Origin of the sequence: Nocardioides sp. L-11A, assembly GCA_029961745.1 — a bacterium.
GTDB lineage: Bacteria > Actinomycetota > Actinomycetes > Propionibacteriales > Nocardioidaceae > Nocardioides.
In genome coordinates this window covers 338,388-360,930 of sequence record CP124680.1, presented here as the reverse complement: position 1 = coordinate 360,930, position 22,543 = coordinate 338,388, and the positions used below count along the sequence as shown (strand labels likewise).

General features: G+C 73.1%; 20 protein-coding genes. 3 read left to right on the top strand and 17 right to left on the bottom strand.

Annotated elements, in window-relative coordinates:
* Positions 1–40: 40 nt before the first annotated feature.
* The 7 genes from QJ852_01655 to QJ852_01625 all read right to left on the bottom strand — a co-directional run bounded on the left by QJ852_01655 (position 41) and on the right by QJ852_01625 (position 9,516).
* The gene (locus QJ852_01655; protein WGX97151.1) at positions 41–1,192 is read right to left on the bottom strand and encodes a DNA polymerase III subunit delta'; all 1,152 of its coding nucleotides are present in this window, start codon (positions 1,190–1,192) and stop codon (positions 41–43) included.
* On the bottom strand, positions 1,189–1,863 hold the full coding sequence (tmk, locus tag QJ852_01650; protein WGX97150.1) for a dTMP kinase: 675 nt from the start codon (positions 1,861–1,863) through the stop codon (positions 1,189–1,191). The genes QJ852_01655 and tmk overlap by 4 nt, the downstream gene beginning before the upstream one ends.
* 241 nt (positions 1,864–2,104) lie before the next feature.
* Entirely contained in the window at positions 2,105–4,813 is a 2,709-nt protein-coding gene (gene topA / locus QJ852_01645; GenBank protein ID WGX97149.1) for a type I DNA topoisomerase, read from the bottom strand.
* A gap of 312 nt (positions 4,814–5,125) precedes the next feature.
* A complete protein-coding gene (locus tag QJ852_01640; protein ID WGX97148.1) occupies positions 5,126–6,220 on the bottom strand; it encodes a DUF2510 domain-containing protein in 1,095 nt (364 codons plus the stop codon).
* 23 nt (positions 6,221–6,243) lie between these two features.
* Positions 6,244–7,737 carry a class I SAM-dependent methyltransferase gene (locus tag QJ852_01635; GenBank protein ID WGX97147.1) on the bottom strand — a complete coding sequence of 498 codons (1,494 nt, stop codon included), beginning with the start codon at positions 7,735–7,737 and terminating at the stop codon, positions 6,244–6,246.
* A 34-nt stretch (positions 7,738–7,771) separates the two neighbouring features.
* The gene (locus tag QJ852_01630; protein WGX97146.1) at positions 7,772–9,001 is read right to left on the bottom strand and encodes an NHL repeat-containing protein; all 1,230 of its coding nucleotides are present in this window, start codon (positions 8,999–9,001) and stop codon (positions 7,772–7,774) included.
* A gap of 71 nt (positions 9,002–9,072) precedes the next feature.
* A complete protein-coding gene (locus QJ852_01625; GenBank protein ID WGX97145.1) occupies positions 9,073–9,516 on the bottom strand; it encodes a DUF6069 family protein in 444 nt (147 codons plus the stop codon).
* A gap of 198 nt (positions 9,517–9,714) precedes the next feature.
* On the opposite strand from QJ852_01625, the gene QJ852_01620 reads away from it, so the two are divergent.
* Positions 9,715–10,080 (top strand): YciI family protein, encoded by a 366-nt coding sequence (locus tag QJ852_01620; GenBank protein WGX97144.1) that lies wholly within the window; start codon positions 9,715–9,717, stop codon positions 10,078–10,080.
* 19 nt (positions 10,081–10,099) lie between these two features.
* Here QJ852_01620 and QJ852_01615 read toward each other — a convergent pair whose 3' ends face one another.
* The 5 genes from QJ852_01615 to QJ852_01595 all read right to left on the bottom strand — a co-directional run bounded on the left by QJ852_01615 (position 10,100) and on the right by QJ852_01595 (position 16,826).
* A complete protein-coding gene (locus tag QJ852_01615) occupies positions 10,100–11,473 on the bottom strand; it encodes an Ig-like domain-containing protein (GenBank protein ID WGX97143.1) in 1,374 nt (457 codons plus the stop codon).
* Between the two features lie 75 nt (positions 11,474–11,548).
* Positions 11,549–13,015: a hypothetical protein gene (locus QJ852_01610; GenBank protein WGX97142.1), complete on the bottom strand. Its 1,467-nt coding sequence runs from the start codon at positions 13,013–13,015 to the stop codon at positions 11,549–11,551.
* A gap of 113 nt (positions 13,016–13,128) precedes the next feature.
* On the bottom strand, positions 13,129–13,911 hold the full coding sequence (locus QJ852_01605; protein WGX97141.1) for a DUF2817 domain-containing protein: 783 nt from the start codon (positions 13,909–13,911) through the stop codon (positions 13,129–13,131).
* Between the two features lie 2 nt (positions 13,912–13,913).
* Positions 13,914–16,214 carry a sodium-translocating pyrophosphatase gene (locus QJ852_01600; GenBank protein WGX97140.1) on the bottom strand — a complete coding sequence of 767 codons (2,301 nt, stop codon included), beginning with the start codon at positions 16,212–16,214 and terminating at the stop codon, positions 13,914–13,916.
* A gap of 279 nt (positions 16,215–16,493) precedes the next feature.
* Positions 16,494–16,826, bottom strand: a complete 333-nt coding sequence (locus tag QJ852_01595) for an STAS domain-containing protein (GenBank protein WGX97139.1) — start codon at positions 16,824–16,826, stop codon at positions 16,494–16,496.
* 165 nt (positions 16,827–16,991) lie between these two features.
* Here QJ852_01595 and QJ852_01590 point away from each other — a divergent pair, with 165 nt between their 5' ends.
* Both QJ852_01590 and QJ852_01585 read left to right on the top strand, forming a co-directional pair.
* Positions 16,992–19,370 (top strand): DEAD/DEAH box helicase, encoded by a 2,379-nt coding sequence (locus QJ852_01590; protein WGX97138.1) that lies wholly within the window; start codon positions 16,992–16,994, stop codon positions 19,368–19,370.
* Between the two features lie 9 nt (positions 19,371–19,379).
* A complete protein-coding gene (locus QJ852_01585) occupies positions 19,380–19,688 on the top strand; it encodes a hypothetical protein (protein ID WGX97137.1) in 309 nt (102 codons plus the stop codon).
* Between the two features lie 89 nt (positions 19,689–19,777).
* Here the strand turns inward: QJ852_01585 and QJ852_01580 are convergent, their stop codons facing one another.
* From QJ852_01580 to QJ852_01560, 5 genes are all read right to left on the bottom strand, one after another.
* The gene (locus QJ852_01580) at positions 19,778–20,146 is read right to left on the bottom strand and encodes a flp pilus-assembly TadE/G-like family protein (protein ID WGX99516.1); all 369 of its coding nucleotides are present in this window, start codon (positions 20,144–20,146) and stop codon (positions 19,778–19,780) included.
* A 2-nt stretch (positions 20,147–20,148) separates the two neighbouring features.
* Positions 20,149–20,592 carry a TadE family type IV pilus minor pilin gene (locus QJ852_01575; protein WGX97136.1) on the bottom strand — a complete coding sequence of 148 codons (444 nt, stop codon included), beginning with the start codon at positions 20,590–20,592 and terminating at the stop codon, positions 20,149–20,151.
* The gene (locus QJ852_01570) at positions 20,564–20,788 is read right to left on the bottom strand and encodes a DUF4244 domain-containing protein (protein WGX97135.1); all 225 of its coding nucleotides are present in this window, start codon (positions 20,786–20,788) and stop codon (positions 20,564–20,566) included. Before QJ852_01570 ends, QJ852_01575 begins: the two co-directional genes overlap by 29 nt.
* A 199-nt stretch (positions 20,789–20,987) precedes the next feature.
* On the bottom strand, positions 20,988–21,713 hold the full coding sequence (locus QJ852_01565) for a type II secretion system F family protein (GenBank protein WGX97134.1): 726 nt from the start codon (positions 21,711–21,713) through the stop codon (positions 20,988–20,990).
* Positions 21,706–22,542, bottom strand: a complete 837-nt coding sequence (locus QJ852_01560; protein WGX97133.1) for a type II secretion system protein — start codon at positions 22,540–22,542, stop codon at positions 21,706–21,708. The genes QJ852_01565 and QJ852_01560 overlap by 8 nt, the downstream gene beginning before the upstream one ends.
* Position 22,543 lies beyond the last annotated feature (1 nt).

Genomic DNA, 22,543 nt, shown 5'->3' with positions numbered 1-22,543 from the left:
ATGATGTGGGGGTCATGTCGGCCGGGTCATGCTGTCGGCATCACCGCTGTGGTGCCTTCAATGCCACCATCATCGACTCCAGGGCCAAAGCCACCGGCACGTTGAACTCCAACATCTGCTCCCGCGCGGCGAAGATCCAGCCGATCCGGCGCAGGTTGAGCTCGGGGGTGGAGGTCTCGACGATCGCCTCGACCTGGTCGCGGATCTCCTCGTTGACCAGCGCCCCGGGCGCATGGCTGGCGACCGCGATGGCGTCGCGGTAGACCGACATCAGGTCGGTCAGGCCGCGGTCGACGACGTCGAGGTGGCGCCGCTTGGCGCGGGTCCGCTGGCCCTTCTCGAGAGCGGCCAGCGCGGGGCCGTACTCGCGCGGGCGACGCCCCCGCTCGACCACGCCGTACGCCGCGTCGAGGTCGGTCTTCTCCCGGGCGTCGAGCTCGGCGGTGATCGCGTCGGCCTCGTCCTTCGCGGTCGACGCGAGCCGCGTCGCGGCGTCCATGCACCGGCCGAGCGTGGTCAGCCGCGCCGGCATCGACACGACCTCCTGCCGCCGGGTGCGGACCGCCTCGTCGAAGGCCAGGGCACGGGCCCGGCCGATGTGGCCCTGGCTGGCCCGGGCGGCGTACGACGCCAGCGGCTCCGCGACGCCGCGCGCGACCAGGAAGCCGGCGACCTCCTCGGCGGTCGGCGTCGAGAGGGTGACCAGCCGGCAGCGGGAGCGGATGGTCGGGAGGACGTCCTCGACGGTGGGCGCGCAGAGCATCCAGATGGTGCGGCCGTTGGGCTCCTCGATCGCCTTGAGGAGCGCGTTGCAGGCCTGCTCGGTGAGCCGGTCGGCGTCCTCGACGATGAGGATCTGCCACCGGTCGCCCATCGGGCTCAGCGACGCCCGGCGGACCAGGTCGCGCACCTCGTCGACGCCGATGGAGAGCTTCTCGGTGCGCACCACGGACACGTCGGCGTGCGAGCCGGCGAGGACCGTGTGGCAGGCGTGGCAGGTCGCGGGGCAGTCGGGCCCGGCTCCGCCCTGGGGGCACTGGAGCGCCGCGGTGAACGCGATCGCGGCGTTGGAGCGCCCCGAGCCCGGCGGGCCGGTGAACAGCCAGGCGTGGGTCATGCCCTGTCCCGCGACCGCCTGCTGGAGAGCGGTGACGACGGTGCGCTGGCCCACGAGGGTGTCCCAGACGGTCACGGCACGCTCCTGGTCGCCTGGCCCAGCAGCGGCTCGATCCGGCCGGCGATCTCGGCGGCGATCTCCTCGATCGGCGCCCGCGCGTCGATCACGGCGTAGTGCTCGGGGTTGCGGCGGGCGAGCTCCAGGAAGGAGCGGCGGACCCGCAGGTGGAACTCCAGGCCCTCGCCCTCGATCCGGTCGCGGCCCTCGAACCGGCCCAGGCCCGCCTCGGGCTCGAGGTCGAGCACGATGGTCAGGTGGGGGCGCAGGTCGCCGGTGGCCCAGCGGGAGACGTCCTCGAGCTCGTCGCGGTCGAGCGCCCGGCCGGCGCCCTGGTAGGCGAGGGTCGAGTCGACGTACCGGTCGGTGATGACCACCTCGCCCCGCGCGAGCGCCGGGCGGACCAGCGTCTCGACGTGCTCGGCCTTGTCGGCGGCGTAGAGCAGGAACTCGGTCTTGTGGGCGAGCTCGCCGGTCTCGGGACTGAGCACGATCCGGCGCAGGTCCTTGCCGACCGGGGTGTCGCCGGGCTCGTGGGTGAGCCGCACGGCGTACCCGCGCTCGGTGAGCCGGTCGTGCAGCAGCCGCGACTGGGTGGACTTGCCGCCGCCCTCGCCGCCCTCGAAGCAGACGAAGACACCGGTGTCGGCGTACTGGCCGGGCCAGCGGCGGCTCGCGGAGGAGGTCACGAGGTGAACCTACGAGACGGGGGCGACAGCTGCCACGGGTGGGGGCCGGGACACACCCGCGACGTACCCTCCCGCGTGTCCTGAGGACCCGGGTCGCTGCCGTCGTGGCCGCCGAGTTCCGCGCCTGGCAGGAGCCCGACTGACCGGGACTTGTCGCGCAATTCTGTCACTGGGCGGGCGTTGCAACGCCCGACAAGTGCAGGAATCGCCGGTCGACCGGCGATTCCTGCAAACCCGCGACTCAGGACTTCTTGGCGGCCTTCTTCGCCGCCGTCTTCTTGGCGGTGGTCTTCTTGGCGGCCGCCTTCTTGGCCGGCGTCTTCTTCGCCGCGGTCTTCTTCGCGCCCCGCTTGGCGGCCTTCTTGGCCGGCCCCTTGGCGCGGCGCTCGGCGAGCAGCTCGGCGGCCCGCTCCAGGGTGATGTCCTGGACCGAGTCGTCCTTGCGCAGCGTCGCGTTGTACTCGCCGTCGGTGACGTACTCGCCGAACCGGCCGGCCTTGACGACCACCGGCTGCCCGGAGACGGGGTCGTTGCCCAGCTCCTTGAGCGGCGGGGCCGCGGCGGCGCGGCCGCGCTGCTTGGGCTGGCTGTAGATCTTCAGCGCCTCGTCGAGGGTGATCCCGAAGATCTGGTCCTCGCTGGTGAGCGAGCGGGAGTCGGTGCCCTTCTTGAGGTACGGGCCGTAGCGGCCGTTCTGGGCGGTGATCTCCTCGCCGTCCTCGCCGGCGCCGACGACACGGGGCAGCGAGATCAGCTTGATCGCGTCCTCGAGGGTCACCGTGTCGAGCGACATCGACTTGAACAGCGATCCGGTGCGCGGCTTGGCGTTCTTGGGCGCGTCCTCGGGCAGCACCTCGGTGACGTACGGGCCGAAGCGGCCGTTCTTGGCGACGACCTGCAGGCCGGTCTCCGGGTGGATGCCGAGGTCGATCTCCTCGCCGGACGGGTTGGCGAGCAGCTCCTTGGCCTTCTCGAGCGTCAGCTCGTCGGGCGGCAGGTCGTCGGGCACGTTCGCGCGCTTGCCGGCCGGTGCGCCGTCGTCGCCCGGTCCCTCGAGGTAGGGGCCGTACTTGCCGACCCGCAGGTCGATGCCGTCCTCCGGATCGCCCACCGGGAAGGTCGCCAGCGCCTTGGCGTCGATGTCGCCGAGGTCGTCGACGAGCCGCTTGAGGCCGGCGAGCGTGTCGGAGCCGTAGTAGAACTCGGTCAGCTCGGCGACCCGGCTCTTGTCGCCGCGGGCGATGTCGTCGAGGACGTCCTCCATGCCGGCGGTGAACTGGTAGTCGATCAACCGGGTGAAGTGCTCGGTGAGCAGCCGGACCACGGAGAACGCGATCCACGCCGGCACCAGGGCGGTGCCCTTCTTGTAGACGTAGCCGCGGTTGAGGATCGTCCCGATGATCGAGGCGTACGTCGAGGGCCGGCCGATCTGCCGGTCCTCCAGCTCCTTGATCAGCGTGGCCTCGGTGTAGCGGGCCGGCGGCTTGGTCTCGTGGCCGTTGGCGGACAGCGACGCGGCGGAGACCGGGTCGCCCTCGGCCAGGTTGGGCAGCCGGGTCTCCTGGTCGTCCTTCGCGGCGTTGTCGTCGGTGCCCTCGACGTAGGCCTTGAGGAAGCCGTGGAAGGTGATCACCCGGCCCGACGCGGAGAAGACGACGTCCTCGCCGGTGGCGGCGGCGCCCCCGAGCCGGATCGTCACCGACTGGCCCACAGCGTCCTTCATCTGGGAGGCGACGGTGCGCATCCAGATCAGCTCGTAGACCCGGAACTGGTCGCCGGTGAGCCCGGTCTGGGCCGGCGTCCGGAAGGAGTCGCCCGCGGGGCGGATCGCCTCGTGCGCCTCCTGGGCGTTCTTGACCTTGCTGGCGTAGGTCCGCGGCGCGTCAGGGAGGTACTCGGCGCCGTACAGCTCCTGGACCTGCGCCCGGGCGGCGCCGATCGCGCTGCCCGACAGCGTGGTGCTGTCGGTACGCATGTAGGTGATGAAGCCGTTCTCGTAGAGCCGCTGCGCGACGCTCATCGTCACGCTCGCGCTCATGCCGAGCTTGCGGCTGGCCTCCTGCTGCAGCGTGGTGGTGCGGAAGGGCGGGTACGGCGAGCGGCGGTACGGCTTGGCCTCGACCGACCGGACGTCGTACGCCGTGTCGGCGAGTGCCGCGACGAGGTCCTGGGCCCGGCGCTGGTCGAGGTGGACGACGTCCGCCCTGGCCTTGAGCTGACCGTCCTGGCCGAAGTTCGAGCCGGACGCGACACGGGTGCCGTCGACGCTGTGGATCTTGGCGGGGAACATCCGCTGGTCGTGCTTGCTGCCGGCGTCGAAGGTGCCCTCGAGGTCCCAGTAGGAGGCGACCTTGAAGGCCATCCGCTCCTTCTCGCGGTCCACGACGAGCCGGGTCGCGACCGACTGCACCCGGCCCGCGGACAGGCCCGACATGACCTTGCGCCACAGCACCGGCGAGACCTCGTAGCCGTAGAGGCGGTCGAGCAGCCGGCGGGTCTCCTGCGCCTCGACCAGGTCCATGTCGAGCTCGCGCGGGTTCGCGGCCGCCTCCTGGATGGCCGCTTTGGTGATCTCGTGGAAGACCATCCGCTTGACCGGGATGTTCTTCGGCTTCAGCTCGTCGAGGAGGTGCCAGGCGATCGCCTCGCCCTCGCGGTCCTCATCGGTGGCGAGGAAGAGCTCGTCGGCGTCCTTGAGCAGGCTCTTCAGCTTGGAGATGTGGCTCTTCTTGTCGCGGGGCACGACGTAGTAGGGCTCGAACCCGTTGTCGACATCGATCGCGAGCCGCCCCCACGGCTTGTCCTTGATCTTCGCCGGGGTGTCGGCGGCGTTGTTGGGGAGGTCACGGATGTGGCCGATCGAGGACTCGACGACATAGCCGTCGCCGAGGTACCCGCCGATGGTGCGGGCCTTGGCGGGCGACTCGACGATCACCAGCTTGTGGGACACAGGGACCTTCTCCACTACTCGTTCACTGCCTGATTCGGCGGTGTCACGGTAGCGCGTGTTGTCCAGCGAGCCCTCTCCCGGCGTCCAGAGTGGTCGTCCGTCGGGGTGAGCGAGCGGCTGTAACACGTGGTTCGCTGCACTGGGATCCTCGTTGCCGCTGTAACACGTAGTCCGCCGCTCCAGCAGCCCGTTGTCGTGTGTTCCAGCCCGTTGTCGACGTGATTTCGCGACGACTTCTGGCGAGTAGATCCGCGAACGACGTGTTACAGCGGGTCCGAGCCGCGAGCGCCCCCGCCCGTCCCGGAGGGGTGGTCAGCCGACCTTGATCTGGTCGATGACCGCCTCGTTGGCGCTGATCAGGGCGTCGTCGCCGATCGCGGCCATGCCGATGTAGATGCCGAACTCGCTGGGATCGCCCGTGTCGACGACGATCACGTCGGTGACATCGCCCTCCACCGTGACCTCGGGGTCGGTGACCCGGACCTCGGCGGTGATCCGGTACGCCGGCTTGCCGTCGACGCTGATCTCCTCGTTGGTGAGGTCCGTGCGGCCCGTGAAGCCCCGGTAGACCTTGTCATTCCCGGTCAGGCACTGCATGACGACCTCGGCCGCGGTGGCGATGTCGTCGAAGCCGTTGGCCTTCGCGAGCCCGCCGACGCCGGTGAGGGTGACCCAGCTCTCGTCGACATTGGCGTACTGCAGCACGAGCCCGTTGGCGAAGTTGAGCTCCACCTGGTCGCCCCCGACGAGGGCGTGGTCCGGCTGGCGCGGGATCGTCAGCCGGCCGCCGGTGAGCTCGGTGGCCGCGGGGTCGAGCGTGGCCGACGGGGCCGGCGCGCCGCCCGTGCACTGGATGCCGGTCGGCCGGACGGTGCTCGACGACCCGTCGCTCGGGTCGGGCTCGTCGGACTCCTCGGTGCCGTCGGTGCCCTCGGTCGGCTCGGACTCGTCGGTCTGCGAGCTGTCGTCGTCGGCCTTCTTGTCCTCGTCGTCCCCCACGAGCGCACGGATGCCGAAGAAGCCGCCCACGCCGAGCAGCACCAGCGCCACCACGGCGGCGATCACGATCAGGACGGTCTTGTTGCCCGACCCGCCCCCGCCCGGCGTGGGCGTGGGGCTCCACTGCTGGCCGTAGCCCCCGCCGACCTGGCCTCCGTAGCCGCCGTAGCCGCCCTGGTCGCCGTAGGGGCTGGGCGGCGGTGGGGGCGGCGGCGAGGCCGGCACGGCGCCGTACGGCGCGGGCGGCGCCACGGTGGGCTCCGCCGGGGGCGGAGTCGCGGCCGCGCCGTCGGGCCGGGCGCCCCCGGACGGCTGCGTGGTCGTCATCTGGCTCCACGCCTGACCGTCCCAGTAGCGGTAGGTGTCGGGCGCGCCTGCGGGGTCGGGGTACCAGCCTGCGTTGGTCACGGGCCCAGCCTAGGGCGCGGGGGTCAGTCCGCGGGCCCGAGGAAGCCCTCGGCGACCAGCTCGCCGAGCTCGGGGAGGTAGACCTCGCGCAGGCTGGCCGGGTCGCGGTCGAGCAGCTGTCCGACGGCGTCGACCAGCGGGCCGACGGGCAGGTCGCCGTCGCACGCGCCGGCGACGGCGGCCACCACGGTGTCGACCTGGCGGGCTCGGCGGAAGCCGCGCTGCTGACGCAGCACGATGGTCGCCGGGTCCTCGGCGCCGACCGGACCGCTGGTCTCCTGGAGCACGTCCTCGCGGAGCACCAGTCGGGTGTCGGCGTCGAGCGCCCGCGCGGCCTGCGCGGACTCCGCCCAGGCGGCGATCGCGGGCGCGATCGGCTGCTCGACGTCGTAAGGCCACTCGAGGAGGTCGCGAGTCAGCGCACCGGGCGCGGCGTCCGCGCGGCGTCGCAGGTTGATCCACCCGAAGCCGATCCCGCCCACCCCCTGCTGCTCCAGCCACGACAGCCAGGTGTCGTAGCGCTGTGCGTAGGTCGCCGGGTCGCCGCCGGTCGCGGGGTGGTGGCCCGAGTCCTTGAGCCACAGCTCGACGTACGACGCCGGGTCGAGCACCTCGCGCTGGACGACGAGGGCGTCGCACTCGTCGGGCAGCCAGCTCGCGAGCCGCTCGTCCCACGGCCGGTCGCGGTCGATCACCCAGTTGGCGAGCACCTGGCACCAGCCGCCGTCGGTGAGGTGGTCGGGGGCGGTGCGGACGATGTGCTCGACGACCTGGTCACCGGGCAGGCCGGAGTCGCGGTAGACCAGGCGCTCGCCGGTGGCCGGCGAGATCACGAACGGCGGGTTGGTGGCGATCAGGTCGAACCGCTCTCCCGCGACCGGCGCGAAGAACGAGCCGTCCCGGACGTCGACCTTGTCGTCGACGTCGTTGAGCGCCGCGTTGAAGCGGGCGATCGCCAGCGCTCGCTGGTTGACGTCGGTGGCGACCACGCGGTCGCTGTGGGCGGCCAGGTGCAGCGCCTGGACGCCGCAGCCGGTGCCGAGATCGAGCGCGGTGCCGACGTCGTGGCGCAGGGTCAGCTGCGCGAGGCTCGACGACGCCGGGCTGATCCCGAGCACGTAGTCGCCGGTCACCGCCGTCGCCATGCCGTCGAGCCCCGGCGTCAGGTCGCTGACGACCCACAGGTCGCCCTCCTCCGAGCCGTAGGGACGCACGTCGAGCCGCGCCGCGACCTCTCCCACGCTCCGGGCCAGGGCGCCCGCGTTGGCGAGCGGGTCGACCAACCCCGGCAGTGCCCGCTCGGCGTCCGCCACCGGCACGGAGGTCTGCAGCAGGAAGAGGCGGATCAGCGTCGCGAGCGGACCTCCGTCCGTCGTACGACGCCGGCCGGGTGTGGTCTCGTTGCGCGAGAGCGCCTGGTGGGCCTCGGGGCCGAGCAGGTCGCTGACCACGTCGTAGGTGAAGTCGGCGGCGAGCAGGGCGTCCCGGAGCGGGACGGCGAGGGAGGTCGGCAGCACGGGGACAACGGTAGAGGTAGCCCGCACGCCGTCGTCAGCGACGGATCTTGACCTTGCTGACGCCGCCGGTGACGGTCACGACCGTCTTGGTGACCGCCTTCTTGCGGATCACCTTGAGCCCCTTCTTGGTCAGCTTGACCTTGACCTTCGCCGTGCCGCCGGCCGGCACCGCGTAGGGCGTCGGCTTCGCGATCCGCTTGCCCTTCACCGTCATGGTCAGGGTGCCCGAGCAGGGCGTGGTGCTGACGCACGCGACGGTGAGCCGGACCTTCTTCTTGACGACCTTCACGCCCTTCTTGGGCGACTTCACCCCGGCTGCGGCACCGGCGATGGCCGGGACGAACTTGTCCACGCCGAACAAGCGGGTGGCGTAGACCGCCCCGGACGCGTCGACGGACATGCCCTGGTCGTCGGACGCCAAGGTGAGGCCGTGCTCGGTGCGCGACACGACGGCGCCGGCGGCGGTGAACTCGGAGAGGGCACGCCTGTCGAACACCAGCACATTGCCTTCGGGAGTGAGGTCGACGGCGTAGGGCGAGTCGAGCTGCCCCGGATTGAGACCCGGCCCGCCGAATCCACCGAGGTCGGCGCCGGTGGCCAGGTTGAACCGCTGGATCCGGCTGTTCCCGGAGTCGGAGACGAAGACGGTCCCGTCCGCGCCCACGACCACGTCGTCGGGCCGGTCCAGCTGGCCGGGCCCGGCGCCGGGGGAGCCGATGCTGCGCAGCCACGTGCCGGAGGCCGAGAAGACCTCGACCCGATCGGCGCTGGCATTGGTCACCAGCACCTCGCCCGTCGGGGCCGTGGCCACGCCGAGCGCGACCCCCTCACCGGGGAGGGTGTAGGTGTGGATCTTGGCGCCGCTCGGCGAGAGCGCCACCGACGGGTTGCCGGTCGTCGAGTCGGTGACGTACACCGTGCCGTCCGGGCCGACGGCAACCCCCTTGGCCGCAGCGACCCCGTCGAGGGTGGTGCTGCTCAACAGTCCTCCGTTGGCAGCGAGGTGATCGAGGGTCGAGCCGTAGACCGACCACAGGGTGCCGTCGGGGGCGGCGGCCACGTCAGCGTCGCTCACCGCGTCCCAGGTGGTGCCGGCACGGACGTAGCCAGCCGAGCCCGCGCCCGCGGGCGGCGCCGAGGCGAGCAAGCCGACGACGAGCGCCACGACCGCCCCCACCGTCGCCGCGAAGGCGGAGCGCCGCCGCGCCCGACGACCTCCGGACCGGGTGGCCGACACCACGACCGTCGAGGACTGCGACACCATCGAACCCACCTCACACGCGATACCGGTTGTCGCGGCACCGTGCCCGCCTCCCGCCGGGACGAAACCTGAGCTCACCCGGGCGTCGCTGCGTTGCGTACGAGCCGACGTGCCAGGACCGGGATCACGATCGCGGCGGCGACGGCGTGCAGCGCCATCAGGGTGAGCGCCGAGGCGACGTCGAAGCCGAAGGTGACGTCCGGCACCACGGACAGCACGGTGAGGGCGACGGTGACGCGGACGAACGTCGAGTGCGGGCGGCGCGCCCTGCGGGCGAGGACAGCGGCCAGGCCGACGCCGATCATCGAGAAGACGAAGGTCAGCTGGGTGAAGGCAAGCACGGGCAGGCTGACGCCGGAGTCGTCGGTGAAGGAGACCCCGGCGGCCGCGGCGAGGACGGCGAGTGTCGAGGTGACGACCGAGGCGCCGGCCGCCGCGGTGAGTCCGTGCTTCCAGACCGTCTGCCGGGCCGGCTTGGCGGCGACGGTCGCGACGGGGAGGTCGGTGGTGATGGACATGGCTTCTCCTGGTGGTCGGTGGACCGGCCCCGTGGCCGGCCCGCTGCGTTCTCCACGAACGGCTTCGACCCGGTACGACGCCCGATCGCCGGAAAACTGGTCAGGCGCGGGCACTGGCGGGCTGTCGTATCCGTGTGGTGCCGTTCGTGGTGGGGACAGGAGGCGGTCACCGGGGCCGCCCGGATTCGAGGAGACGACATGACGAACTACCTGATGTCCGTGCACGGTCCCGCCGAGCTCACCGACGAGTTCTACGGCTACGGGTCCCGGGAGGAGATGGAGCAGTCCTTCGCCGATACCGGCGCCTTCAACGAGCAGCTCAAGACGGACGGCTACTGGGTCTTCGCCGGTGGCCTGTCCCCCGCGACGACCGCGACCGTGGTCGACGGGCAGGGCGAGACGCCGGTGGTGACCGACGGCCCCTACCTCGAGACCAAGGAGGCCATCGGCGGCTTCTGGGTGATCGACGTCCCCGACCTCGCCACGGCGCAGCGCCTCGCCGCCGACGCGTCGCGGGCGTGCCGCGGCAAGGTGGAGGTGCGCCCGTTCGACGGTCTCGCGTGACCCCGCCGGCGGCCAGGGGCTACCGGCGCACCTTCACCTTGACCTGAACGCTGGCGGCGTTGACGGCGGCGTCGCCGCCGTAGGTCACCACCAGCTTGTGCTTGCCTGCCTTGAGCTTCTTGAGCTTCACGACCGCCGCACCGCCGGTCAGGACGCCGGAGCCGACGACCTTGCCCTTCGCCGTGACGGTGACCGTTCCCGTCGCGCCGCGAGCCGACGACACCGCGACCCGCAGCGCGCCCTTCCGCCCGGCCCGCAACTTGCCCTTGGCCTTCGCGGTGACGGTCGCACCGGCCTTGATCGCCGTGAGCGCACCGCCGAGCGAGCTGCTGCCGGACAGTCCGCCGGGCAGGCCACCGCCGGTGCTGCCGAGCGGGCCGGTGCCGGTGGCCGCTCCTCCGCCCGAGCCGGCGGCCGCCGTCGTGAAGGACTGCCAGGCGCCGTACGTCGTCGCGCCGCCGGTCGGCGTGAACCGGCCGCGCCAGTAGTAGGTCGTGCCGGGGCTCAGGGTGGGGAACTCTGGCTCGTTCCAGTCGGTCCACAGGTAGACCGCCGGGTCACCCCCGCCGTACGGCAGGGACTTCGACCACTGCGGCGCGGCGCCGTTCGTGCTCAGATCCACGCCGATCGAGCCGGACAGGTTGTTGGTGATCGCCTGGAAGTAGGAGACGAAGCCGTAGCGGGTCGCGCCGCCGTCGGGATCGGTCGCGGTGTTGACGGAGGACGGGGTGTCGTAGAGGACCTGGTGCGGCGAGCCGGGGTGTCCGGTGCCGCCGGCCCCGAACACGTAGATCGGCGCCTGCAGGCCCACCGTCGCGTCGTTGTTGCCGTCGATCGTCTTCACGCCGATCGTCAGGTTGGCGCCCGACAGCGGCTGGCTCGCCTTCACCGGGAACTGGAACTCCCAGTGATGCCCCTGCGCCACGCCCCACAGGCCCGCGTCGCGGTCGTTGTAGTAGGCGCCGCCCTGCAGGTTGCCCCAGCCCGGGCAATTGCCCTGGGGAGCGGCACCGCCGCTGCCGTCGTACCCGCACCGGATCTGCTGCGAGGTGTCGAAGGTGACGCCGGCCGGCAGCTGGATCGTCGGGTGGAAGTAGGTGCCGCCCGCACACGGGTTGCCCATGCCGTAGACCGCGTAGTGGATCCAGAAGGTCTGACCGACCGCGGGCACGCCGCTGTCCGGGTCCGCCCAGTAGCCGGCGTAGGCGCCGATCCCCGCCTCGGTGTACGGCGTCCCCTGGATCAGTCCGAAGCAGTTGATCACCTGGGTGTAGCCGATGCCGCCGTCGTACCAGCCGCCCGGCTCGTCGGCGGCGGCAGGTGATGGGCGGAGCAGGCCGGTCCCGAGGACGAGGGCGACGAGGACGGCGAGGTAGCGCAGGCTTCGGGTCACCCTGCCATTCGGCCAGCACCCAGCCGGGTGGCGCGTCAGGGTCGGACCCCAATGTTGGGGTCCGACCCGGCCGGCTCAGCGGGTGAGCTTGGCCTTCTTGGTCGCCGTCGCGCCCGTCGCCGCGGTGAGCACGACGGTGACCTTCACCGTCCGGGAGCGCTGGAGGAGCTTGCGGGCGGCCTTGGTCAGCTTGACGCTCGCCTTGCCCTTGCTGTTGACCGCGACGGCATAGCTCCCGGTCCCGAGCCTCTTCTTGCCGGCCTTGACCAGGATGGTGCCCGAACAGGCCATCAGGCCGCCGCCGCAGCTCACCGTCACCTTGGCCTTCTTGCGCTTCTTGTCCGCCTTGAGCTTCTTCTTGGTCTTCACCGGCGGCTGGGCGTGCGGGACGAGCTGCGAGTTGGCGCCGACATTGACGTTGGTCACCCACAGGTTCTCCCGCGGGACGCGCACGATCGAGTTGTTGGTCTCATCGGTGAACCAGATCGCGCCGTCGGCGCCGTAGGTCAGCGAGGTGGGCTCGTAGTTACCGACCTGCACCACGGCGCCGACCCCTGCCGCGTTGACGTGCCCGATGCCCTTCGCGGCGCCCACGCTGGTGAACCAGACGTTGCCATCCGGGCCGGTGACCAGGCTGCGCGGGGCGGTGCGATCGCCGGTGCGGATGGTGCCGACCTGGTTGTCGTCGCCGACCCAGCCGACATTGCCGCTCGAGGGGGAGGTGAACATGGTGCCGCCGGTGTCCCGGCCGAACCAGATCTTGCCGGTCGGCCCCGTCGCCACGGAGTAGGGGTAGGTGGCGTTGGACGGCAGCGGGTAGGCCACGCCGCCGTTGCCCGCGGCGTTGACCTGGATCAGCTTGTCGAAGGACTGGCACCACATCAGACCATCACGACCGCGGCCGAGGGCGCCATCGCACTCGGGAGCGTTCGCGTCCCAGTGATCGGTGTTGCCGGAGATCCGGACGATGCCGTCCTCGTCGTACGACATGGTCACCCACGTCGCGTCGGGACCGACCCGGACCTCTTCACCGTAGGGGTAGTCGTAGGACCACCCGATCGCGGCACCGGGACTGCTCGGGTGGAAACGGAGCACCTTCCAGCCCTGGTCGAAGACCACCCAGACGTTGCCCGCGGCGTCGACGTCCAGGTCCTTGACCCAGCCGTCCCCTGTCGTGGTGGCCGGCAGGTTGAACTCGTCGATGGCACCGGCGGTGGTGATCCGGCCGACCTTGTTCTTGTCGCGCTCGACGAACCACATGTCGCCGTTGGGCGCGGTGGTGATCCGGCGCAGCCCGGCCGAGCTGGTCGGGACCGGGAAGACCTGGAAGCTGCCGGCCCTGGCGGCCCGGCGCGCCGGCGCCGGGCTGTGCTCGACGGTCAGCTCGACCCGTTGGCCGGAGCCGAGCGTGTCCGTCGGCGACCCGGTGCCGTCGGCGGCCGCGCCCGGCGCGCCGAGTCCCGTGATCGAGAGAGCCGGCAGGACGAGGATCCCCGCCGCCATGGCCATCGCCCGGCGCAGCCGGGCACATCGCATCGTCATCGTGCTCCTTCCGAGGGGGCACGACCCTCGGCGCGCCCAGAAGACAGATCGGGCCGCCCGCCTACCCAGCCGGGGTATCACCAAACCCTGGGGCTTCCGGCCATCGGCCGCTCTCAGCGGATGCGGGCGGCGCGGGCGATGCCGCGCCCGGCGATCTTCGTGCGGTAGCGGTGGGTGGTGCGGGCGCCGTACTCGACGGTCGTGGCGGCACCGTGCTCGCCGAGCGTGGTGTCGTACCAGGCGGTGAGCGTCGGGGCGTCCGTTCCGGACGGGTTCCCGACGCCGAGATGGCGCCGCGGCAGGTCCAGCCGGCGGGCCAGCCGCTTCTCCCAGCGGCCGTGGCCACCGCGGCCGATCGCCCGCAGGGGCTGGTGGATCGAGGCGATGAGGTCGGGCTGCACCTGGCGCAGGAACGCCATCATCGCCTGGGTCTCCGGCTCGCTCGCCGGGCGCGGACCACCCCAGTGGCGGGTGTCGCGGTGGGCGCCCGACCAGCCACTGGTCGGCCAGTTGCGGTTGAGGTCGACACCGCGGCCGTTGGTGCGGGAGCCGCGCGCGTTGCCGTCAGGGTTCATCGTCGGCACGACCCACACCCCGGTACCCGGCCGGGGCGCGACGTGGTCGCGGATCCACCGTGCGGTGGCGCGACCGGCCTTCTCGTCTCCGTGCATCTGGCCGAGGACCAGCAACACGTGCGGTGCCCCCTCGTCACCGCGGTAGTGGGCGCGGATCGGGCGACCGCGGGCCGAGATGCCGATGACGAGGGAGGTCTCGACGTACGACGCGGCGTCCGCTCGCGCCGGGCCCGCTGCCGGCGCCGCCCGGGCCGGAACGCCGAAGGCCGCGCCGGCGGCGACCACGAGGGTCGCCACCGGCGCGGCCAGGAGCCGTCGCATCCTCAGGCGGATTCGGCCGCCGCAGGCTCCGGAGCGTCGTCGCCGATGGTGGAGACGCGCTGCTTGGAGATGTAGACCGCGGCGAAGATCCCGGCCGCCGCCACGACGGCGATCAGGATCCGGAGGAAGTCGTTCTCGTTCTCTCCGTAGGTGAGGCTGACGACCGCGCCGACGATGAGCAGCGACACCAGGTTCATCACCTTGAGCAGCGGGTTGATCGACGGGCCGGCGGTGTCCTTGAACGGGTCGCCCACCGTGTCGCCGGTGACCGTGGCGGCGTGCGCCTCCGATCCCTTGCCGCCGTGGTGTCCGTCCTCGACCAGCTTCTTCGCGTTGTCCCAGGCGCCGCCGGCATTGGCCAGGAACACCGCCATCAGCGTGCCGGTGGCGATGGCACCGACCAGGAATCCGGCCAGCGGTCCGACCCCGAGCCCGAAGCCGACGGCCACCGGCGCGAGGATCGCCAGGATGCCCGGCGTCGCGAGCTCGCGCAGCGAGTCGCGGGTGACGATGTCGACGACCCGGCCGTACTCCGGGCGGGCCGTGCCCTCCATGATGCCGGGGATGTCGCGGAATTGGCGGCGCACCTCCATCACGACGGCGCCGGCCGCCCGGCCGACCGCGTTGATCGCCAGGCCCGAGAACAGGAACACCGCGCAGGCCCCGAGCAGGGCTCCCACGATCAGCTTGGCGTCGTAGACCAGGAAGTCCTGGTCGAGGATGTCGCCGACCTCGGCGTACGCGCTCTGCGTGTACGACGCGAACAGGGCGCTCGCGGCGAGGACGGCTGTCGCGATGGCGATGCCCTTCGTGATCGCCTTGGTGGTGTTGCCGACGGCGTCGAGCTCGGTGAGGATCTGCGCCCCCTCCTCGCTGACGTCGCCGGACATCTCCGCGATGCCCTGGGCGTTGTCGGAGACGGGGCCGAAGGTGTCCATCGCGACGATGACGCCGACGGTGGTGAGCAGGCCGCAGCCGGCCAGGGCGACCGCGAACAGCGCGAGTCCGGTCGAGCCGCCCGCGAGGAGCGCCGCGCCGAAGACCGCGGCACCGATCACGATCGCGGTGTAGACCGCGGACTCGAAGCCGACCGAGAGACCCGACAGGATCACGGTCGCGTGGCCGGTCAGCGAGGTCTTGGCGACGTCCTTGACCGGGCGGTGCTCGGTGCCGGTGAAGTAGCCGGTCAGGGCCAGGATCGCGGCGGCCAGGACGATGCCGATCACGACGGCACCAGCGGCGAACACCGGCGGCGACAGGTCGGCGGTCGCGCCGGAGGCGAGCTCGCTCCACTCGCCGGGAAGGTAGACGAAAGCGGCGATCGCGCTGGCGACCGCGCCGACCGCGGCGGAGAGGTAGAACGCCCGGTTGATCGTCGTCAGGCCGCTCTCACCGGCGCGCGGCTTGGTGAGGTAGACGCCCGCGATGGCGGACAGGGCGCCGATCGCGGGGACGATGAGCGGGAAGACCAGGCCCTTGTCGCCGAAGGCCTGCGAGCCGAGGATCAGCGCGGCGACCAGCGTGACGGCGTACGACTCGAAGAGGTCCGCGGCCATGCCCGCGCAGTCGCCGACGTTGTCGCCGACGTTGTCGGCGATCGTCGCCGCGTTGCGCGGGTCGTCCTCGGGGATGTTCTGCTCGACCTTGCCGACCAGGTCGGCGCCCACGTCGGCCGCCTTGGTGAAGATGCCGCCACCGACGCGCATGAACATCGCGAGGAGCGCCGCGCCGAAGCCGAAGCCCTCCAGCACGTTGGGCGCCGCGCTCTGGAAGACGATCACGACCACGCTGGCACCGAGCAGCCCGAGCCCGACGGTGAACATGCCGACGAAGGCGCCCGTGCGGAAGCCGATGTTCATGGCGGGGTCGCGCCCCTGCTCGTTGGCCGCGGCCGCCACGCGCAGGTTGGCGCGGACCGCGAGGGACATGCCGAGATAGCCGACCGCACCGGAGAACCCGGCCCCGACCAGGAAGAAGACCGAGCGGAAGATCCGGACCGCCCACTCCGACTGGAGCCCGCCCGCATCGTCGGCGGTGTGCGCCGGCAGCGCCAGCAGGACGACGAACGCGATGGCCGCGAAGATCGTCAGCGTCCGGAACTGCCGGGTGAGGTAGGCGTTCGCCCCCTCCTGCACGGCCTGGGCGATGCGCTGCATGTTGGGGGTGCCCTCGCCCGCGCGGAGGACCTCCGATCTGAACAGCGCGGCCATGGCCAGAGAGCCGAGAGCGATCACGGCCACGATCGCCACGAGGGCGAGATCGCCCCCGGTGACTTCGACATCGACGACGAACGGACGGGGCATACGACTGCCTCCTGGCGGGGGTTCAGGGTCGGCCACGGGGGCCAGGTCTGAGATCGTGCCCGGAGTCTACGCAGAGTGTGGCGTAGAACACATGCGTATGGCGCGAGCGCGTCGCTCCTTCGTCGCCCCTTGCTGCCGCGCGCGCGGTTGCCTCGGCCTGTGGTTACGCCCGCCTGGCGGCCGGACGGCCGGCTCGCGGAAAGGCCCGCTCCTCCGCTTCCCGCGACGACCGGCGCCAGGGGCAGGGGCGCGCCTCAGTGCATGCGAGGAGCGTGAGCGTCAGACCGAGGCGGCTTCGGGGGACTCGTGGATGACGAACACCTTGGCGAGTCCGGTGATCTTGAAGATCTTCAGCAGCCGGTCGGCGTTGCAGACGAGCTCGAGGGAGCCGTCGTGGGCGCGGACCTTCTTCAGGCCGCCGACCAGCACACCGAGGCCCGTGGAGTCGAGGAACTCGACGGCCTGCATGTCGACCACGATGTCGTAGGTGCCGGCGGCGACGAGCTCGGTGATGGTGTCGCGCAGCTTCGGGGCGGTGTAGACGTCGATCTCGCCACCCACGGCAACGACGGTGCGCCCACCGACCTCGCGCGTCGACAGTGTCAGATTCACGACCTCACCCCGGATATCTCTCCTACTGGTGGCACTTATCAAACCATGCCGACCACGCGCACGCGCAAGGCGTGGACATGCCGTCGGTATGCCCGGGCCACGGATCCGACGCCGTCCGCGGATCCGGGCTGAGCCCGTGTCGGGGGTCCGGGAGACAATCGGGGCATGACCGCGCAGCCCGATCTCGGCGTCGGCCCGGCCGCACGCCGCGACCCGGGCGCGCTGCTGGACCGGCTGACCGCACTGCCCTCCCGGGCGGACCGGCTCACCCATCGCGAGCGGGTCCCGGCCCGGCCCGCGGCCTGCTCGGCGTGGCCCGACTGGGCCGACCCCGACCTCGTGACCGCCTACTCCGCGCGGGGCGTCGCGCTGCCCTGGCGCCACCAGGTCGCGGTCGCCGAGGCCGCCCACCGGGGCGATCACGTCGTCGTCGCCACCGGCACCGCGTCCGGCAAGTCGCTCGCCTACCTGCTGCCCGCGCTCACCGACATCCGCCGCAGCCGCGGCCCACGCGGCCAGCGCGGGGCGGCCGTGCTCTACCTCGCGCCCACCAAGGCGCTCGCCCACGACCAGTGGGCGGCGATCCGCGAGCTCGGACTCGACGTCCGGGTGGCGACCCACGACGGCGACAGCACCGCCGAGGAGCGCGAGTGGACCCGCGACCACGCGGAGTACGTCCTCTCCAATCCCGACATGCTGCACCGCTCGCTGTTGCCGGCCCACGAGCGGTGGACGCCCTTCTTCCGGTCCCTGCGCTATGTCGTCGTCGACGAGTGCCATCACTACCGCGGCGTCTTCGGCGCCCACGTCGCGCAGATCCTGCGCCGGCTGCGCCGGGTCTGCGCCGCCCACGGCGCGTCACCGACCTTCGTGCTCGCCTCGGCGACGGTCGCCGACCCCGACCTGACCGCCCGCCGGATGACCGGGCTCGAGGTGACCGCCGTGACCGAGGACGGCTCCCCCCGCGGGGCGCTCGAGCTCGGGCTGTGGGAGCCGCCGCTGACGTCGTACCAGGGGGAGAACGGCGCGCCCGTCCGTCGCCCGGCCACGGCGGAGACCGCCGACCTGCTCGCCGACCTCGTCGTCGACGACGTCCGGACCCTGGCGTTCGTGCGGTCCCGACACGGCGTCGAGACCGTGGCCCGCCGGGCCGGCGAGCTGGTCGCGGAGGTCGACCCGTCGCTGGCCGGACGGATCGACTCCTACCGCGGCGGCTACCTGCCCGAGGAGCGTCGGTCCCTGGAGCACGACCTGCGCAGCGGACGGCTGCTCGGCATGGCGGCCACCAACGCCCTCGAGCTCGGCATCGACGTCAGCGGACTCGACGCGGTCGTGGTCACCGGCTACCCCGGCACGCGGGCCGCGTTCTGGCAGCAGGTCGGCCGGGCGGGCCGCGACGGCGGCGGTGCCCTCGGGCTGTTCGTCGCCCGCGACGACCCGCTGGACACCTATCTCGTGCACCATCCCGCCGCCCTGCTCGGTCGGCCCGTCGAGGGCACGGTGTTCGACACCGACAACCCCTACGTCCTCGGGCCGCACCTGTGCGCCGCCGCGCAGGAGCTGCCCGTGACGGTCGCCGACGCCGCGTTGTTCGGGCCCCGGATGCGCGAGGTGCTGGGCTCCCTGGTCGAGCGCGGGCTGCTGCGGCGCCGGGCGGCCGGGTGGTACTGGACCGACCGGGCCCGTGCCGCCGACCTCGCCGACATCCGCTCGACCGGCGGCGCCCAGGTGCAGCTGGTCGAGGCCGACACCGGTCGGGTGGTCGGCACGGTCGACGGCGGCCGAGCGCACAGCACCGCCCACGAGGGCGCGGTCTACCTGCACCGCGGCGAGACGTGGCTGGTCGAGTCGCTCGACCTCGACGAGCACGTCGCGACCCTGCACCGTGCCGACGTCGACCACACCACCACCGCCCGCGAGGTCACCGACATCGAGATCGTCGAGGAGCGCGAGCACGTCGCCTGGGGGCCGTGCCGGGTCTCCTTCGGCACGGTGGAGGTCACCAGCCAAGTCACCTCCTACCTGCGCCGCCGCACCCGCACCGGCGAGGTGATCGACGAGCGGCCGCTCGACCTGCCGCCGCGCACCCTCGCCACCGCCGCGGTCTGGTGGACGGTGCCCGACGGCCTCGTCGCCGACCTGCTCGGCTCGGCCGGGCTCGCCGCCGCCGACCTGCCCGGTGCCGCGCACGCGGCCGAGCACTGCTCGATCGGTCTCCTTCCTCTCTTCGCGACCTGCGACCGTTGGGACATCGGCGGCGTCTCGACCGCCCGGCACCCCGACACCGGCGTCCTCACCGTGTTCGTCCACGACGGCCACCCGGGCGGCGCCGGGTTCGCCGAGCGCGGATACCGCACCGCGGCCGCCTGGCTCCGCGCCACCCGCGCCACGATCGCCGCCTGTGAGTGCGCCACCGGCTGCCCCTCGTGCATCCAGTCGCCCAAGTGCGGCAACGGCAACGACCCGCTCGACAAGGCCGGCGCCGTCGCCCTCCTCGACACCCTGCTCCGCGAGGCGCCGCCCGCGACGCCCGACGCGGAGTAGCCTGCCGCCATGCTGCTGCTCGGACTGGTCCTGCTGGTCGTCGGCGTCCTCGGACTCGTGCTCAGCTTCTTCGGCGCGAGCATCGACTACACGCACCGGTCCGCCGAGATCATGAACTGGGACGTCGCGCCCGGCACGCTCGTGCTCTGGGGCGCGGTCTCCACCCTCCTCTCGGTGGCGGGTCTGTGGATGATGAAGGCGGGCACCAAGCAGAGCTGGAAGCGCCGCAAGGAGCAGAAGCGGCTCGCCGAGCTCTCCGAGAAGCTCGATCAGGTCGAGCTCGACCGACGGCGCGGCGAGCTCTCCGACGACGAGTGAGCTGAGGGCCGACCACGCCCATCACTCCGGTCACGCCGGGCGACGGCGGGCGACGGCGGGCGACGGCGGGTGACGGCGGGTGCGGCGGGTCACGGCGGCCGGGGCAGGGCCGGACCGGCTCGCGCGGCGGCGATGAGGTCCTGGTCCTGTCCGAGCCAGCGCGGGCCCGGGACCCGGACCTCGACCCGCACCTCCCGCCCGCTCACCCGGCACGACACGAGCTCGGCGCCGTTGTCGTCGGCGACGCCGACAGCGCTCACGCACGGATCACGGCCGGGGTGGCCGCCACGCCCCGCCAGCGAGGCGGCCGCCGCGAGGGCCGTCAGGTCGGCCGCGGCCTGGGCCCGGCGTTGCGCCACGACGATCGCGCCGACCACCCCGGCGGCCGCGCCGACGAGGAGCAGGACGCCCGCCATCGCCAGGGCGAGGACGGTGGCGGCGCCGCGGTCGTCGGGCATGGTCACGGACTCGCACCCCCCTCCTCGGCGAGCGCGACGGCCTCGGCCTCGACGGTCGCACCGGGAAGCGCGCCGAACAGCCCGCCGGGGCCGCTGATCCGGCCGCGGGCCCGGACGACGATCCGGTCGCCGTCGTGACGGACGGAGAGCCGGACGCCGTCGGGAGCCACCCGCGCGCCGAGCTCGAGGGCGACTCCGGAGTCGTCGCCGCGGGCCACCGCCCGGGCCGCCTCCCGAGCGGCGTCGACGGTGCGGACCTGGGCGATCGCCACCGCGAGCAGCCACACGAGACCGGCGGTCAGGGTCAGCAGCAGGGGCAGCGCCAGCGCCAGCTCGGCCGTCACCGCGCCCCGCTCCGCGCGGCGGAGACGCCGGTGGCGGCGGGGGTGGAGCAGGCGACAGGCGCCGCGCGGGCGGTCACCCCAGTCCGAGCAGACCCAGGACATGGTCGAACAGGGTCTTGATCAGCTTGTCGCCGAAGCCGCCGCTGAGCAGCTTGTAGAGCAGGCCCGCGAAGCCGGCTCCGGCGGCGGTCGCGACGGCGTACTCCGCGGTGGTGACGCCACGCTGGTCGGCAGCGCCGGCCGGGGACGGCCGACCGGCGCCGCGGGAGGCGGCGGGACGGAAGGGGGACGGTGCCACGGTGATCTCCGTTCGTCTGCAGCCGCCCGATGCGGCTGTCGGACCCGATCGTGCGCGGCCCGGGCGGCGGCGGGCGCCCGGCGCCGTCGGGCCTGTGGACGACACCCCGCCCGAACGAGCCCTGGGGACGATCGACGGATCCCGCTGTGACGCGAGGGGCTGCTGATCCGAGTCGCCGCGCATCGGCCCGGCCGCTGCCTCAGCCCACGATGCTGCCCGCGAGCGACACCGCCAGCGGGACGATGCCCAGGAGCAGGAAGGACGGCAGCAGGCACACGCCCAGCGGCACGGCGGCCCGGACCCCGACCGCGCGAGCGCGATCCTCGACCTCCGCCCGGGCGCGGGACCCGAGCTCGTCGGCGAGGCCCTCGACGGCGGCCACCACCGGCGCGCCGGTCCGATGTGCCCGGGCCAGGGTACGGCCGAGCGGGCCGAGGTCGGGGTCGTCGGCCAGCCGGGTCCAGGTCGCCGCCGCGTCTCCCCCGAGACGGAGCCGTGCCGCGACCCCGGTCAGCCGACCGGCGGCCGCGCCGGGCAGGGCCCGACAGACCAGCTCGATCGCCTCGGCCGGCGCCTGCCCGGCGCGGAGCGCCGCGGCGAGCAGGGTGACGACGTGCGGCAGGTCCCGTCGCACCTCCTCGCGCCGTCGGCGGCGGGCGCGCGGCTCGAGCCGGGCGGCGGTCGTGGCGACGACGGCGGCGGCAGCAGCACCGGCGGGGACGGCGAGCGGGCCGCCGACCAGGACGGCGGTCCCGCCGCCCGCGAGCAGTGCCCACAGGAGTCGCCCGCGCCGCAGCAGCCCGTCCCCGTCGTCCTGCGGGGACGTCTCCGGGGCGTCGGCTCGACCGGTCCGGCCCCGGCGGGGCGAGGGGCCGAGGAGCAGGGCGGCGGCGACCAGGAGCGCCACGAGCTGGGCGTCAGCCATGGCGGTCGACGTCGCGGGCGAGCGCCTCGATCCAGGCCAGCCCGGCATACCCGGCCGCCAGGCCCCCCGCGAGGCAGAGCAGTCCCGCGGGGTGGCCGAGCAGGAACCGAAGAGGGTCGCCCCCGGCCCCGGATCCCAGGACCAGGGCCAGGACCGGGAGGGCCGCGAGCAGCCGAGCCGTGGCGCGCGCCGAGGCGAGCTCGCCGCCGACCACCCGGCGGGTCCGCTCGGCAGCACGCAGGTCCGCGGCGACCCGGCCGAGGGTGTCGGCGAGGCCGTGTCCGGTGCGGTGCGCCACCTGCCAGGCGGCGGCGACCACGCGCAGGGCGTCGGCTCCGGGCGTGGCCGCCAGCGAGCGCAGCACGGCCGCCACGTCGCCGCCGGTGAGGGCGGCCCGGGCGGCGGGTGCGACCAGCGGCCACTCTGCCGCGGCCCGGTCGAGCGCCCCGGTCGCCGTCTGGCCGGCCGCGAGCTCGCCGCGCAACGCGTCGCAGAGGTCGATCACCCGACGGCGCACCTCGGCCGCGGCACGGTCACGACGCCGCGCGGCCAGCGCCCGGACGACGGCGGCACCGACGGCGATCGCCAGGAGCGGGAGCATCACGCCCGGCAGCGAGCGTGGGGCCAGGATCGCCACCGCGGCCGCCGCGGCGCCGGTCAGCAGGAGGCGGCGGGCACCCGTCGTCGCGGGGGCGCTGCTGCTGCGGGCGTCACCGCGGTCGGCGGCCTCGGGGAGCACGCCGGCGAACACACCGGCGAGGCGCGCCGGGGCGGGGCGGAGCAGCACCACGCCCGCGGCGACGACGAGCGTCAGGACGATCCCGGTCACG

Bases quoted from the DNA above. Each gene is read 5' to 3' on its own strand.
- QJ852_01630 (WGX97146.1), bottom strand. From the start codon at position 9,001: ATGGTGTCGCAGTCCTCGACGGTCGTGGTGTCGGCCACCCGGTCCGGA.
- QJ852_01625 (WGX97145.1), bottom strand. From the start codon at position 9,516: ATGTCCATCACCACCGACCTCCCCGTCGCGACCGTCGCCGCCAAGCCG.
- QJ852_01620 (WGX97144.1), top strand. From the start codon at position 9,715: ATGACGAACTACCTGATGTCCGTGCACGGTCCCGCCGAGCTCACCGAC.
- QJ852_01610 (WGX97142.1), bottom strand. From the start codon at position 13,015: ATGACGATGCGATGTGCCCGGCTGCGCCGGGCGATGGCCATGGCGGCG.
- QJ852_01605 (WGX97141.1), bottom strand. From the start codon at position 13,911: ATGCGACGGCTCCTGGCCGCGCCGGTGGCGACCCTCGTGGTCGCCGCC.
- QJ852_01600 (WGX97140.1), bottom strand. From the start codon at position 16,214: ATGCCCCGTCCGTTCGTCGTCGATGTCGAAGTCACCGGGGGCGATCTC.
- QJ852_01590 (WGX97138.1), top strand. From the start codon at position 16,992: ATGACCGCGCAGCCCGATCTCGGCGTCGGCCCGGCCGCACGCCGCGAC.
- QJ852_01585 (WGX97137.1), top strand. From the start codon at position 19,380: ATGCTGCTGCTCGGACTGGTCCTGCTGGTCGTCGGCGTCCTCGGACTC.
- QJ852_01580 (WGX99516.1), bottom strand. From the start codon at position 20,146: ATGCCCGACGACCGCGGCGCCGCCACCGTCCTCGCCCTGGCGATGGCG.
- QJ852_01575 (WGX97136.1), bottom strand. From the start codon at position 20,592: ATGTCCTGGGTCTGCTCGGACTGGGGTGACCGCCCGCGCGGCGCCTGT.
- QJ852_01565 (WGX97134.1), bottom strand. From the start codon at position 21,713: ATGGCTGACGCCCAGCTCGTGGCGCTCCTGGTCGCCGCCGCCCTGCTC.